Raw genomic sequence first — 15,005 nt, 5'->3', positions numbered from 1 at the left:
GACTTTGAGCTACACTCAAAGATCCCTATATTAAGTCCGACACCTTCTTCATTTGTCCATGAACAATTTCAATCGTTTCTGTTTGTAAAACAGCTTTCTCAATTAATTCAGGTAAGAAGTCCATGCTGTTCTCGATTTTCTCAACCATACGCAGGTTAGGATTGGTACTTGGAGATGGAGGAAGAAATAAGGAACAGCAATCCTCATAAGGCAAAATCGAGATCGGGAAAGTGCTGATCGATTCAGCTATTCGAATAATCTCTTGCTTGTCCATCATCATGAGCGGCTGTAAAAGCGGCAGCGTTACAACGCGCCCTATGACGTTTAGGCTCGGCAACGTTTGACTAGCCACCTGTCCTAAGCTTTCACCAGTCACTAACGCACTTAGACCTTCTCGGTCTGCAATCTGTTCGGCAATGCGATACATCGCTCTCCGTATAAGCGTTACTAATAAATTATCTTGATACTCACGGTGGATAGATGTCTGTACTTCCGTAAATGGAACTAAATGAAGCTTCAAGGAATCTGTATAAGCAGACAACTGGTGTGCCAGTTCAATCACTTTATCCTTTGCACGCTCGCTGGTGTACGGATAACTATGAAAGTGAATGGCTTCGATGGAAAGTCCCTTACGCATCGCTAACCAGCCGGCAACCGGACTATCAATACCCCCAGATAGCATCAGCAGCGCTTTTCCACTCGTTCCAGACGGGAATCCTCCTGCCCCCTCAATAACCTCTACATACATGAGTACTTGTTCTTCGCGAATCTCCACCCGCAGCTCAACCTCAGGATTATGAACATCCACTTGAAGACCCGGTGATGCTTGGAGTACATAGCCTCCAACCAAATAATTCATTCGCTGTGAATCAAATGGAAATGATTTGTTCACTCTGCGAACGGTCACTTTAAAGGTTGCTGGTTGTTTCGGCAATGCCTGCATCATGCGCAGCGCCATCTCTTGAATGGCTTCGACCTCCATAGGAGCATGATAGGCAGGACTGAACGACGCAAGTCCAAAAACGCGCTGCAAAGCTGCTGAAGCTTGTTCATGAGCTGCTCCCCCTAGCTCCACATATACGCGTCCAAACTCGGGAATATACCTTAAATCAGGAAATGGGCCTAAAACTTTACGAATTTGAGTCATGACGCTTCGTTCAAAACGCTTACGATTTTTTCCTTTGAGCATCATCTCGCCAAAACGCAAAATTAAACAATCCGGTTTCATCTACGGTTCCCCCTTCTGACTGATGATTTGCCGAGCATGGGAGCGAGTTCCTTCACGACCTCCCGCAATGCGAAAACCAATAACTCTATCTCTTTTTCTTGCTGTTCGTCAGAGAAGCTAACTCTAAGTCCACTGACAGCTCTTTCTCGACTACAGCCTAAAGCTAGCATCACCGTGCTTGGATCTGATTCCTCTGAAGCACAGGCTGATTTCGTAGAAATGTATATTTGCCTCTGTTCGAGAGCATGAACAACAACCTCAGCCTTCATACCCGCGAAGGCAAAGTGAACAATATGGGGAGCCATCTCCTCTTGCTGCTCGGATCCTGTAAGGGTGAGCTCAGGGATTGATGAGATACCATCCACAATCATACGTCTTAACCGATACATATGCTCTGTTTTCGCTGTAAGGTTCTCTACGGAAAGTCGGAGCGCTTTGGCCATTCCTACAATAAGTGGAACATTTTCCGTACCGGAGCGAATGCCATATTCTTGACCGCCCCCTACAAGCAAAGGCTTGAGCTGCACACCCTCTCTGCGGTATAGAAACCCAACTCCCTTAGGACCTCTGAATTTATGAGCAGATGCACTGCATAAGTCTACGCCCCACTCTTTAGGGTGAAAAGGAAGCTTTGCAATGCCTTGAACGGCATCAACATGAAATAGCACCTTTGGATATTGAGCTAACCATTGGCCAATTTCTTGGATAGGCTGAATCGTACCTACTTCATTATTGACATACATCACACTAACAAGAATGGTATCCTCTGTTATTGCTTCTTGAAGGGTCTCTAGCTCAACACACCCCTTACTATTCACAGGTAAATAAGTAACTCGAAAACCCTCACGCTCCAGTTCAAGAAAAACTTCCTTCACCGAAGCGTGTTCGATTTGCGTTGTAATGAGATGCTTGCCGCGGTTTTGATAGCTGTAAACGGCACCTTTAATCGCCAAATTATTACTTTCCGTCCCGCCGGACGTACATATAATTTCAGCAGGCAGCACACCTAATGCTCCGGCAATCACCTCTTTGGAGCTGTTTAGGAGCTTCTCCGCTTGTATCCCTAATCGATGAATCGATGATGGATTTCCATAATGTTCCTTCATCACTTCGGCTATCGTATCAATGACTTCTTTATAAAGTGGCGTTGTCGCCGCGTAGTCCAAATATAGCATTTTTTGCTGATTCCCCTTTATCACGCTCTTGCTGCCGCGCACAATCAAATTAAATTCCTTTCATCATTAAAGCTTAAAACAGGGCATAACTCAAGCATCCTCGGGTAACACAAAAAGCCGACCTCCGCTTAAACATTCGGAAATCAGCTTGTTAGCTAATGATTATAATGAAAAATTCTGCCTGTGACCCATCACTTTAGAGATGTAGCCTTGCGTTTCCCTTGGCAGTAAATGGAGCTTGTTAGCCAGATCCTGATCGGTCTTGATGCCTAATCGGTCAACACGTCCAGGCCCGGCATTGTAAGCTGCAAGAGCAACCCCTTCATTTCCGTTGTACTTCTTAATTAAGTTGCTAAGGAAATGAGTACCTGCATCGACATTTTGCTTAGGATCAAATGGGTTCGTTACACCGAAGCCTCTGCCTGTCCCATCCATCAGCTGCATCAAACCTTTGGCACCTGCCGGCGATACGGCCTGGTGATTGAATTCTGATTCTTGCTGAATGACCGCCTTGACTAGCGAGGTATCCACACCGTATTTATGACTTGCCTCTTGGATAAGACCGTCATACTGCGAGACCGAGGATGCTTTACTCACGGTTTGTATGGGTGTATAAGCCCTATTCAAAGCCCCCAAAGAACTTGGCATACTGTTAGTCGAGTTACCTAGCATGGAAGATAAAGTGTCTTGGTTTGTAACGCTAGTTCCACCAGATTGTCCCATAATCGTGTCGAGCAGCGCACTAAAATCGCCTGAATCATCCGTACTTGATGTCGCGGTTTCACCGGATAGCAAACTCATTTTACCCATCAACTGAAGCTGGAGCAATTCTTTCATTACTCTAGGATCAATGCTGTTCGTGCTGTTCATCCGTCAGACCTCGTTTCTATCCATTCATCGTTGTCTTCATTGTACACGTTTTGTGCCCTGACGACCATCCCCAATTTATAAGGAATCATTAAAAAAGAGACCGTCATTTGACAGTCTCTCTTCCATCTCAAGAAATGTTTTGCTGCAGTAACTCATTCTCATCCGACAATTTTCTTACCATGACACGAGAAATCCGTAGATGATCTGTCTCTTCAACAATAAATATGAACTCATCGTTGTAACTGACCTGCTGGTTCTTGCTTGGCGGTATCTCCGTTTTCGAGTAAATCCATCCGCCGATTGTATCATAATCATCCGACTCAATTTCAAGTCCGAAATATTCATTCACTTCATCAATTAGCAGCAATCCATCAATGGAATAGGTGTTTTCATCCTTGATTTCAATTGTAGGACGCTCTTCATCGAACTCATCTTGAATTTCTCCAACAATTTCTTCCATAATGTCTTCCAGTGTCACAAGACCTGATGTTCCACCGTACTCATCAATGAGCAATGCCATCTGGCTTTTCCTTTTCTGCATCATTTTTAACAAATCACTGATAAGAATCGAATCTGGAACTGTCGTTATCGGTCGGATAATCTTCTTGATCCCTTTCAGGTTCGCATCCGGCTTGAGTAAATCCTTGATGTGGACGAAGCCAATAATATTGTCTTTGTCCGGATCACATACCGGGTAGCGCGTACGCATTTCTTTAATGGCAATCGCAAGATTCTCAGAATAGGTAAGTCCGGCATACAAACATTCCATTTCTGTTCTTGGGATCATAATTTCCCTGGCAGTCGTCTCTGCAAATCCAAATATATTATCAACAAGCGTAAGCTCTGTATTATCTATAAGTCCGTTTTTGTGACTTTCTTTCATAAGGACACGAATCTCGTCCTCCGTATGCGCCGATTCATGTTCAGTTGCAGGCTCGATTCCTGCACGTCGTAACATCCAGTTCGATATACCATTCAATAACCAAATAAACGGATACATCACTTTGTAGAAAAATACCATGGGCCCTGCAGATAGCAGAGTTATTTGTTCAGCTTTACGAATCGCATACGTCTTAGGGAACTGTTCGCCTAATGTAATATGCAATGTGGTCATTAAGGAGAAAGCAATAATGAAGGTAATCGTGTGGAACACCGTATCTGGCAAATTCAGCGGAGCAAATAATGGCTCCAGAATTCTGGCGAACGTCGGCTCCCCGACATAACCAAGTCCCAACGAAGTAAGTGTAATCCCGAGCTGACAAGCTCCTAAGTAGGCGTCGAGATTATTCATAATTCCTTGTGCAAATTTTGCATTGCGTCGGCCTTCACCAACAAGAGAATCAATGCGACTACCTCTTACCTTGACCATCGCGAATTCAGCTGCGACAAAAAAACCATTTAATAACACCAGTCCAAACATTAACAGAAAACTGATTAACGTTCCGGGCAAAGGATCTTCCAATACCTTACCTATCCCCTATCAAGCGCGATTACTGCACCAAGGAGAATAGGTACACCTCCCTTTATTTCGATTTAATTTAAATATCACTTTTCATTATATAATAATACTGTAATCATTCAAAGGTGCGAATATGACTCCTGAAGCCAAATAGTACGAGCAAACGGGAGTATACACATTAAAACGGTGGCTTAATGAGTCTCTACCTGCTATTTATCCCTCTGAAACGCGAATTTACGCGTTTTTTTCATAAAAAAAATAAAAACAAGCCGATCTCTCGGCTTGCTTTTAATCAGTCAAGCAAAATAGGGTACTAACAAAAAATAGGCGGCGACGGCAATAAAACCAAGCGCGACTGACCAAGACCCTAGTCTTTTATTCCCCATAAGAAACGCAATAACGCCAAGCACAATACCCGAAACACCCAATAGCACTGGCCATACAAAAAGAGAAGCCAATGCAACGAATAGTGCAACATAACCTACAGCTTTGTTACGCGTAACTGCCTCAACCAATTCCCCTATCTCTTCATCTGACACATCAGAGTGAGTCTCTGGTTTAGCCTTATACGGCTCGGCATAGTTGATTCTTCGTGTAGGTACGACAATCTCGGCTGCGTATTCTTCCTTATGGTTCAATCCGCTCTCAATACGGAGCTGATCCTTTTGGTACCGCTCCTTGGTGGCATGATCCAGAGGGACATCGTCTTTATTCATGCTGCCTCCATGTTACGCACCTTAATGTTTTTTCTTAGCTTTGAAAGTGTGGCAGCAAGTATTAGCGACTTTGTTTGCTGCATCTTGATGATCCGTATCAAATGATTCCCCTGCAAACTCTTCATTATAATTGGCGGCAGCATGCTGATCGACTTCAATCATAATCGTTCCTGCACTACAGTTGTTGCCTTGCGCCCAGTATTCGCAATTGGCAACTGCACATTTTACATCCGGCATAATCATCACCCCTTTAACAATTTGCCCGCTGTCAGGGTGATCTATGCTTATTTTAAGCTGTCAGATAGCACCAAGAACATCGCTTGAGACCAAAGCAATGGCAGCGCTGGCTCTCCCCATTTGGCAATCCATTCCGGGTGCGATGAGGGATCTCTAAGACTTTCAGCCACTTGTTCCGGTAATCGACCCAGCTTATCTGCTTTACTCATGACCCAATCTAAGCATCGCTGAGCCTCTTCACGATTACCAAGCTCTGCCTGGTACCATCCATACCATGCCGTTAGCAGCAGCCATTCTCCGCCCCCATAGTAACGGTCATCGACATATCTTTGGATGCCTTCATGCTTTAGGTCAGCTTCAATTGCTTGTACCGTCTTCAACATAACAGGATCATTAACCTCACAGACTCCGAAAGGAACAGCAAGCCACAACAGACTTGCATCTACACCATTTAAAGCCGGCTGCCATACTTCTCCCAAGCAATGAATGGATTTAACGAAACGCCCCTCATAGACTGCGTGATCCATGATAAACTTTTTAATCAACGCCGCTTTCTCAAGTAATGGAGCACGATTCTCCAGCTCACCAAGTGCCTTTAAACCGCCATATACACAAGCTAATGTTGCCGGGTGAACATAATCTGGAAACTCTTCCCAACAATCGAAATTCGGAAAATGCCAGAACGTCATCAAATAATCAACGGTAATCTCAATACTCTCACGCAATTCATACAATAGTGCGGAATGACCTGTTATACGAATATGTTCCGTAAGACCCCACAGCCACGCTCCATAACCATCCAGTTGAAAATGTCCCCACTCTGATAAATCATCACGGCCATCCAAATGATAACGTGTCCCAAAAAATTCGGAGCGGTCTATCCATTCTTTGGCTTCCTGTTTACGAATTAATGCATCCACACGCGGACGCTTGTCCTTCAAAACAAGATGCACCCAGCGATAAAAAAGCTCAGCACTTTCGGTTTCCATCGAGCGATCCATCGCATTCGCGATAAAAGTCCCATCTCTGAGCCAACTGTAAGAGTAAGGTGGGAATAACGGTGAAGCTACATAACCCCCGCTTGGATGCTGATTCAGCTTAATTATCGAGATACTGCTTTTGATTAATTGTTCACGCTCCATGCACCAAGTCTCCTTTTAAAAGAAAAAGGATGCGCTTTTAGTCGCATCCCTTTTGTATTTTGCAAAATCGATTAAAATTATACTTTTTCGCCTTGCATACGACGTTGAGTGATGTAGTCTGTTTCATAGTAAGCCAGATCTTCACGAAGTTCTTCGAATACTTTGGACAGCTCAATCGTCAAATCACGCACTTCGCGCGATGGCTTTTTGCGGAAACGAATAGCATCTTGTCCAGTATAAGCGTAGCGACCATCTTCGGAATAGCATTCATTTTTAGGGTAGAAAAATGTATTGACGCATGTATGATAAACCTCATACAGTACTTTTTCCGAAAAATCCACATTAAAAGTAGGACGTCTCAAGCTAACGCCTAATTTCTCATAAGCCACTTCACAAAATACTAATAGATGGCGAGTATCCTGCAAATAACCGCGGTAAAACTCATCCATAGCAGGATCATTCTCCACATTTAACTGTGCGAGCGAATTTTGATTCAGAAACAGCTCCATTTTAGCAGTTGTTTCTTTTAACTTCGTACGCGTTGAATCACAAATATTTTTCACATTAAAAACAGCCATTTATGAAGACCTCCTATAATTGCGCTATTCCTATCCTACCATAAATTAACCCGAAGTGGTATATGCAAAACTCCAGTTTCCATGTATAAAACAATCCTCCGCGCCTCACCCTAGTCAAAGGTAAATCATTTCGTCATTTGAAAACAAGTTAGTAAAAAAGGAGGGCCTGAGCATGTGGCGTTATCTAACTTCTATCTCTCTCATTCTTGGTTTAGGTGTCATCCTATTTCCTGATCAACAGAACCCCCAGACGAAACCAGGACCGGAAGTGTACAGTACAAAGTATGAAACAACATCCAAGCTCGCGCTCTTAGAGCAGGACGTGAAATTGACAGATGATTTATGTAGAAGCCAATGTTCCATTGATTATTCACAAATGATTAGCAAGATTGAAAGCGGAGAGCCTGTGTTAAAAGTGCTTGGCGAAATGAAAACTGAGCATGAAAAAATGGATGTGCTTATTTGGTCAAAGCAAAGTCAACCGTTGGAAAAAGGAATTACAGTAGGTGAAGTCCCAAGTTCTTATAAAGAACAAGCCACCACCTATTTAAAGGAAGCTAAAACAGCCGTCGATGAAGGAAAACATTATCAATCACCTAAATTCGGCGCCGCGCAGCAAACTTATTTTGTTCAAGGCACTCCTTCAACCAATAGAGACAGCTCTGTGGTAGGTGTTATTCACCAGGATGTTCTTTATCAAGTAACAGATCACCAGTTGAAAAACTTGCGTCTTGAACCTTATCCAAACGAAAATCGTTGGAAAGTCGAGTCTGTGGATACGGACACTTTACAAGATAAAGTTGTCGACCATCCTGAGGATAATCAAGGGACAAGCCACTATCAGCAAAATGAAGTTGTGGTTCGCTTCAAGCAGGATCCCACGGAGGCTCAGCTTGCACAAATCAAAAACGAAATAAAAGCTATTTCGGCCCAAAAGCTTGGATATACGTATGTATTCCGCACGCAGGGCATGGAAGCCAAAGCATTAATGGCTTATTTCCAGAAATGGGATGTAGCCTATGTGGAGCCTCATTTCCTCTACTTAACCAATGATTATTATGACGATCAAGAAAAAGAAGATGCAGAAGATTCCAGTCAAACCGATACGGACACCACGGCCCCGACAGATATATCAGCTAATTTTATGCCTAATGATAATTTATTCAGTAAATATCAATGGAACCTGCCCCTTATCGAGACTGTTCAGGGCTGGCAATTAACACGTGGTACAAAAGATGTGATTGTAGCCGTTGTCGACACAGGTGTTGACTTGAAGCACCCTGATTTGCGCAATCAACTTTTGCCTGGCTATAATGTCATTAGTGATAATGACAACCCGCAGGATGATGTTGGACATGGTACTCATGTCACTGGTGTTATTTCTGCATTAGTTAACAACAATCTGGGAGTAGCTGGTATGACATGGTATAACAAAGTAATACCCGTCAAAGTTCTGGACCAAACTGGCGCAGGCAGTACCTATTCTGTCGCACAAGGTATCATTTGGGCTGCGGACCATGGCGCTAAAGTTATGAATCTCAGCCTTGGCAATTACGCGGATTCAAGCTTTCTACACGACGCCGTCCGATATGCCTATGATAAAGATGTGGCACTCATCGCGGCGAGCGGCAACGACAATACAGAAAGACCTGGCTTTCCAGCTGCTTATCCGGAAGTGTTCGCTGTCGCCGCGAGTGATTCCCAGAATAACAAGGCACCCTTTTCGAATTATGGCGACTATATTGACGTAACGGCTCCTGGTGTTAGTATCGCAAGTACGTATCCTAACAATCAATATGCCGCGCTATCAGGTACATCGATGGCTAGCCCTCATGTCACCGCATTGGCAGCCTTAATTCGTTCTGCGAATCCTAGTTTGAAAAACACGGATGTTTACGAAATCATTAGAAAAACCGCACAAGACCTTGGTACAAAAGGTAGAGATAAATATTTCGGTTTCGGATTAATTGATGTCGTGAAAGCTGTAAAAATGGCCGAAGAGAACTCAAATCAGGTTTCTTACTTCCCACAAAGCCTATCTCGTCAAATGCATCTCATTACGAAAAAGTATGCCTATTAGAGTTTAAAGGTTGATCAGCCTGTTGTGCTGATCAACCTTTTTTTGGTGAATATCCTCTAAAATGATACAAACGAAAGTTCTATTATTTCTCTTCTTTTAGAAAAGTAAGACTCGTTCTGAGAAGTCGAATCAATTCCTTCGTGTCCTGATCACCTAAATGTTCCGCAAGCCCTTTGAATACATCGAAGAAATGAGCCTCCGTCTCCTTGATTTGCTCCTCACCTTTTGGCGTGGAACGTACAAGGACTATTCTACGATCTGAGGGGTCAGAGAGCCTCTCCAGGTATCCAGCTTGTTCAAGGGCATCCACGAGATGTGTCGCTCCGGCTGGTGTCATTTCGAGGGCACGGCTGAGCTCTGAAATCTTAATGCCAGAGGAATCAGTACTCGTATAGTAGGAGACGGTAGTAAGCAAGGTGAATTCACTTTGACGCAGTCCTTTGAACGATTTACTTTTACTGCTTGATCTTGCTAATTGACCAAATGTGCGTGCTAATTCTTGTACGATAAATATAGAATTTTGTGGGGAATCGGACATGAGTGGATACCTCCTCAAGTTAAATTAGTATTTTACTAAGTAATGTTTATCAAATAAATGTTTACTAGGTAAACATTTATAGCTACTTAACTAAGGTCTTTAAATTTAATCCCAGTAAACCTAAAAATCGGACTTTCTGAAGCAAGTACAAGTCGATAAGTGATGTACATGTATGCATGGTTTCAAAGATCACCTATATCTTTGCCGCTTCGTAAAGCTTGAACTCTTTTCTAAAGTTAAATAAGAGTCTCTAGGGACTCTTATTCCAACTCAATACCCACCTTTTGTGGAAATAGAAGCTTCTAAAGGCTCTTATCTCGTATGAAATTATCTAAAAAGCTGATCTCAGTATGAAAAAAGAGTCTCTAAGGACTCTTATTTCACCTCTATACCCACTTTTTTGTGGAAATAGAAGCTTCTGGAGGCTCTTAAATTTTCTTCTAGAAAAATTAAATACCCGCAAGGCCTAAGCCTTGCGGGTAACCGACAGTATGGAAAGTTTGCCGTAAGCCGGGTTCTGTACTTCCAGTGGTCATAGCGGGCGTCTGTCCCCTGCCACCATTGAAGTGACAATCATCTATCTAGGCCATACATTGCTGTACAGCTCAAGCGACCAACCCGAACGCGTCTCAGGCTAAGACTGCCACCTCGAAAGCGGCTTGCGTTCCTCTAGGTCTTGCTCCAAGTGGGGTTTACCAGGATCTATGTCACCATAGAACCTCGTGGTCTCTTACACCACGGTTCCACCCTTGCCTGTGAATCCCTTGCGGGAAACCATCGGCGGTCCATTTCTGTGGCCCTATCCTTCAACTCGCGTTGACTGGACGTTATCCAGCACCCTGCCTTATGGAGCCCGGACTTTCCTCTCGCTGTGGCTTACCCACAGCCAGCGATTGTCTGTCAAACTTTCCGATGCATTTGCTAGTATACTAGGAATGCCTTCGGAATACAACTGCTGTTCGTTTCCTTAATTACCATTTGCAACTCAGCAAGTTAATAAGGCTTAAAAAGCAACACCTTCGCGAGCAAACTAACCCTCATCCCTACAGGAACTGGAATGGTTCTGTATCTACTTCGGATGCAAGCACCTGCGTTTCCGTCTTAACCAACTGCGCGGCGAGATAATCCGCCACGCCGCGCTTCATGATCTTCTCGACGTTATGACCAACATCGATCAAAGTTAAACCCGCCGCAAGCGCATCATGCGCGGTGTGATAGTCGATGTCGCCGGTGACCAGCACATCGGCGCCTGCGAACAAGGCGTGCCGCATGTAGCGGCCGCCAGAGCCCCCCAGAACGGCCACCTTACGGATGGGCCGTTCCAAATCGCCAACGACGCGCACTGCCGGCACGTCGAACACCTGTTTCGCGAGCTCCGTCAGCTCGCGAAGTGTCGTAGCCGCGGGCAGCTTGCCGACGCGGCCCAGACCGAACACTCTACCCTTGAGGTCCATCGGGTAGAGGTCATAGGCCACCTCTTCGTAGGGGTGGGCCTTCAATAGAGCCTGAACCGCCTTGCGCTGGACGCTGGCGGTTACGATGGTCTCTACGCGTACTTCCTGTACGCGTTCAAACTTGCCTACTTCCCCGATAAACGGGTGCGTCCCTTCCTGCGGCAGGAACGTCCCCGTGCCGGGGATGTTGAAGCTGCAGTGGCTGTACTGCCCGATTCCACCCGCTCCTGCGGTGAAAAGGGCATCCAGTACAGCCTGGTGATGCGTCTCAGGGACGAAAACAACCAGCTTTTGTAGCTTCTCCGTGTGCATATCCTCTAGATGAGTAAGCTCCGTCAAACCGAGCTTATCCGCCATCATATCGTTCACGCCGCCCTCAGCCACATCCAAATTCGTATGAGCAATATAGACAGCGATATCGTGCTTAATTAATTTTTCATATAAACGACCAGCAGGCGTATCCGTTTGCAGATGAGCGAGCGGTCTGAAAATAATCGCATGATGAGCAATAATGAGATTAGCACCTTGCTGAATCGCTTCTTCAACCACTTCATCTGTGACATCCAAGGCAACAAGGACCTTCTGGATTTCCTTCTGCAAAGACCCTAGCTGTAAACCTATTTTATCATCAGGCATCGCATAATGCTTCGGCGCCAACTGTTCGAACAGCTGGATTACGGTTTGACCTTTTGCAAACAAGCGAGTACCTCCTTTATTTCCTTCATTTCTTGACCGACCTGCTCCGCCTTCGCTGCAGACGCTTCTGCTGAAGACAACTGGAGCTGCCCTTCAATCATGGCCAGCTTCTTCAGTTCGCTCTCCCATTTGGCAAACCATACTTCTGGAGCCTCGCTGATGAAGTAGGGCCCCATTTGAAGCAAGCGTTCCTTCGAAACCCTAACACCGCCTGGCAGTTGACGTTCAGCGTAAAGAACCTCCAATGTATGTTTTTCCTCATCCGGCACGGCTATGGCTGTCAATATCTCATAAATCTTGCCGTCTTCCTCTAGAATCGTTTCGGATTCCAGCTTCCAGCTCTGCTGCAGTAACCAGCGCCGCACATGATCTTCGCCGACATTTGGCTGCAGAATGAGATGAGTGACGCCTTGCAGCTTATGCTTTCCAGCTTCCAAAATACTCGCCATCAAACTTCCGCCCATTCCGGCGATCGTAATGACATTCACTTCTCCAGCCTCAATAACAGCGAGTCCATCACCGGATCTTACACTGATTTTTTTGGACAATCCGCTTTCAAGAATCTGCCGTGTTGCTGCTTCAAAAGGCCCTGGATTCACTTCGCCAGCCACAGCAAACAAAATAATACCCTGTTGTGCCAAATATGTTGGCAATAGGGCATGATCCGAACCAATGTCCGCTACCTTTGATCCTAAAGGAACTCGATCTGCAATCATTTGAAGTCTTTTCGATAATTTCACCATATGCTACATTACCCACTCTACCCATTTTTTACGCAGCAAAAATAATGCCACGCCTGCAGAAACTAACTTGCCTGTAAACGATAATTGAATGACGCGAGAACTCATATCTACATCTGTCAGAAACGTCATTGCTTCAGGAGCAAACCAAACGATGCTTCCAACTAATAAAAGGACACTAGCTGCTTGCTTATTCGTATGATGCGCAAGCCAAGCCATCCATATAAGTACAATACTAACCGGAATCCAACTAATTTCAAGTGAGAACCATCCGGGGCTGTCCAGCTTGTGCAGCAATAGCCACCCGTATGTACCGACTAGCCCCAGCCATCCACATATTTGAAAAATAGCCATACGGCCAACTAACCCATTAAACAGCCAGACACTACTACAAAAGGCTAAATAACCAACATATGCATTAGAAGAACTCACAGTGTATAAATCTAATAAATACAAACCGACAAAAAGCAAAGCAATCGAAGAAACACCACAAAGCAAATAAGAAATAACAGGTGCTTTCTGATACTGCCGATATGCAAATGCATAACAAATGATGACAAAAAGCGTGGAAATTCCAATTTGCATTGGCAATCCAAAAGAGTTAAAATTAAGAGCAGATAAGGCCAAAGCGGCAATCACCGCCATGATGGCCAACCATATTTTCCAATTACTGTTTGCTACCGAGGATGCGGATACCCCCATTAATGAAGCAGGTTTAGGCGTTGATTCATCCACATACAAATTCATTAGGAAATCGCAATAATGCTCAGGAAGCAATTTGCTTCTGCGCCAATGATGGATTTCCCTTACAATCACTTTTCGTTTCTCTGCATCCATTTATTCGCTCACCTTCCTAGCTACTTTATCGGTGAATTCGTCCTCTCGCTTTAGTAGTAGTTTTAAAATGAAAAAAGACCCCGCCGAATTTGGCAGGGCCCTCTCACAGCGTCTTTATTCCAAGAAATCCTTTAATCGTTTGCTACGGCTAGGGTGTCTCAATTTCCGCAAAGCTTTAGCTTCAATCTGACGAATTCGTTCCCGTGTAACACCGAATACTTTACCTACTTCTTCAAGCGTACGTGTACGTCCATCATCTAAACCAAAACGTAAGCGAAGTACATTCTCTTCTCTTTCCGTCAACGTATCTAGAACGTCCTCAAGTTGTTCCTTCAGAAGCTCATACGCGGCAGCATCAGCTGGAGCCAACGCTTCTTGATCCTCAATGAAATCTCCCAAGTGGGAATCGTCTTCCTCACCAATCGGTGTTTCTAACGACACAGGCTCTTGTGCAATCTTCATGATTTCGCGTACTTTATCTGTGCTCAAATCCATCTCTTTGGCAATCTCTTCCGGCGTAGGTTCGCGCCCCAATTCTTGCAGCAATTGACGGGAAACACGGATAAGTTTATTAATCGTTTCGACCATATGTACCGGAATACGTATCGTTCTCGCTTGGTCAGCTATGGCACGGGTAATCGCCTGGCGAATCCACCATGTTGCATACGTACTAAACTTATATCCTTTGGTATGGTCAAACTTTTCTACAGCTTTAATAAGCCCCATATTACCTTCTTGAATCAAATCTAGGAATAGCATGCCTCGACCTACATATCTTTTGGCGATACTGACAACGAGTCTTAGGTTAGCTTCTGCTAAACGTCTCTTCGCTTCTTCGTCCCCATTTTCAATCCGTTTGGCTAACCCTACTTCATCTTCCGCGGAAAGAAGCGGTACTCGACCAATTTCCTTCAAATACATCCGAACTGGATCATTAATCTTAATCCCTGGCGGTAAGGCCAGATCATCATCGAAGTTAAATTCATCGCGCTCATTTTCTTCTGGATTCATGGAATCCTCATCGGATTCGTTCCCTACGTCGATCCCTTGCTCCGAAAGCTGTTCGAAAAACTCATCGATTTGTTCAGGATCCTGATCAAAGGGAGCTAATTTCTCCATAATATCCTTGTAAGTTAGTGAGGACCGCTTTTTCCCCTGCTCAATAAGCTGGTCCTTCACCTGGTCCAGGGTCAATTCTGTCTCTAGTTCTGTACGCTGATCATTCGCCATGGTACGGACTCCCTCCTCCCTAGTC

14 protein-coding genes and 1 other RNA gene are annotated in these 15,005 nt (G+C 44.6%); 1 reads left to right on the top strand and 14 read right to left on the bottom strand.

Translation table 11 applies throughout. The features are described from left to right. Positions 1-25 precede the first annotated feature (25 nt). The 8 genes from thiI to QFZ78_RS37320 form a co-directional block, all read right to left on the bottom strand. Entirely contained in the window at positions 26-1,228 is a 1,203-nt protein-coding gene (gene thiI / locus QFZ78_RS37355; protein ID WP_307555077.1) for a tRNA uracil 4-sulfurtransferase ThiI, read from the bottom strand. Next, on the bottom strand, positions 1,225-2,403 hold the full coding sequence (locus tag QFZ78_RS37350) for a cysteine desulfurase family protein (RefSeq protein WP_307555074.1): 1,179 nt from the start codon (positions 2,401-2,403) through the stop codon (positions 1,225-1,227). The genes thiI and QFZ78_RS37350 overlap by 4 nt, the downstream gene beginning before the upstream one ends. A 162-nt stretch (positions 2,404-2,565) precedes the next feature. Beyond that, positions 2,566-3,273, bottom strand: a complete 708-nt coding sequence (locus QFZ78_RS37345; protein WP_307555072.1) for a lytic transglycosylase domain-containing protein — start codon at positions 3,271-3,273, stop codon at positions 2,566-2,568. Positions 3,274-3,400: 127 nt separating this feature from the next. After that, a complete protein-coding gene (locus QFZ78_RS37340) occupies positions 3,401-4,693 on the bottom strand; it encodes a hemolysin family protein (protein ID WP_307556100.1) in 1,293 nt (430 codons plus the stop codon). A 335-nt stretch (positions 4,694-5,028) separates the two neighbouring features. Next, complete coding sequence (locus QFZ78_RS37335) at positions 5,029-5,448, bottom strand: hypothetical protein (protein WP_307555070.1); 420 nt, start codon at positions 5,446-5,448, stop codon at positions 5,029-5,031. 21 nt (positions 5,449-5,469) lie between these two features. Continuing rightward, positions 5,470-5,685, bottom strand: a complete 216-nt coding sequence (locus QFZ78_RS37330) for a DUF1540 domain-containing protein (RefSeq protein ID WP_171688477.1) — start codon at positions 5,683-5,685, stop codon at positions 5,470-5,472. Between the two features lie 47 nt (positions 5,686-5,732). Next, positions 5,733-6,827, bottom strand: a complete 1,095-nt coding sequence (locus QFZ78_RS37325; protein ID WP_307555066.1) for a glycoside hydrolase family 15 protein — start codon at positions 6,825-6,827, stop codon at positions 5,733-5,735. A 77-nt stretch (positions 6,828-6,904) separates the two neighbouring features. Then, positions 6,905-7,405, bottom strand: a complete 501-nt coding sequence (locus tag QFZ78_RS37320) for a YpuI family protein (RefSeq protein ID WP_307555064.1) — start codon at positions 7,403-7,405, stop codon at positions 6,905-6,907. A 172-nt stretch (positions 7,406-7,577) separates the two neighbouring features. On the opposite strand from QFZ78_RS37320, the gene QFZ78_RS37315 reads away from it, so the two are divergent. Beyond that, positions 7,578-9,485 carry a S8 family peptidase gene (locus tag QFZ78_RS37315; protein WP_307555062.1) on the top strand — a complete coding sequence of 636 codons (1,908 nt, stop codon included), beginning with the start codon at positions 7,578-7,580 and terminating at the stop codon, positions 9,483-9,485. 82 nt (positions 9,486-9,567) lie between these two features. On the opposite strand, the gene QFZ78_RS37310 is transcribed toward QFZ78_RS37315, so the two are convergent. The 6 genes from QFZ78_RS37310 to rpoD form a co-directional block, all read right to left on the bottom strand. Beyond that, the gene (locus tag QFZ78_RS37310) at positions 9,568-10,023 is read right to left on the bottom strand and encodes a MarR family winged helix-turn-helix transcriptional regulator (protein WP_307555060.1); all 456 of its coding nucleotides are present in this window, start codon (positions 10,021-10,023) and stop codon (positions 9,568-9,570) included. 491 nt (positions 10,024-10,514) lie between these two features. Beyond that, positions 10,515-10,932: RNase P RNA component class A (rnpB, locus tag QFZ78_RS37305), an RNA gene on the bottom strand. A 134-nt stretch (positions 10,933-11,066) separates the two neighbouring features. Beyond that, a complete protein-coding gene (locus QFZ78_RS37300) occupies positions 11,067-12,176 on the bottom strand; it encodes a Nif3-like dinuclear metal center hexameric protein (protein WP_307555059.1) in 1,110 nt (369 codons plus the stop codon). Continuing rightward, positions 12,152-12,916 (bottom strand): tRNA (adenine(22)-N(1))-methyltransferase, encoded by a 765-nt coding sequence (locus QFZ78_RS37295; RefSeq protein ID WP_307555058.1) that lies wholly within the window; start codon positions 12,914-12,916, stop codon positions 12,152-12,154. The genes QFZ78_RS37300 and QFZ78_RS37295 overlap by 25 nt, the downstream gene beginning before the upstream one ends. A 3-nt stretch (positions 12,917-12,919) precedes the next feature. Beyond that, positions 12,920-13,750: a hypothetical protein gene (locus QFZ78_RS37290; protein WP_307555057.1), complete on the bottom strand. Its 831-nt coding sequence runs from the start codon at positions 13,748-13,750 to the stop codon at positions 12,920-12,922. 114 nt (positions 13,751-13,864) lie between these two features. Next, the gene (gene rpoD, locus QFZ78_RS37285) at positions 13,865-14,980 is read right to left on the bottom strand and encodes an RNA polymerase sigma factor RpoD (RefSeq protein ID WP_028558036.1); all 1,116 of its coding nucleotides are present in this window, start codon (positions 14,978-14,980) and stop codon (positions 13,865-13,867) included. Between the last annotated feature and the right edge of the window lie 25 nt (positions 14,981-15,005).

This window comes from Paenibacillus sp. V4I5 (assembly GCF_030817255.1).
Classification (GTDB): domain Bacteria; phylum Bacillota; class Bacilli; order Paenibacillales; family NBRC-103111; genus Paenibacillus_E.
Note: the sequence above shows the minus strand (reverse complement) of the source record. Positions and strands in the feature narration are given on the sequence as shown.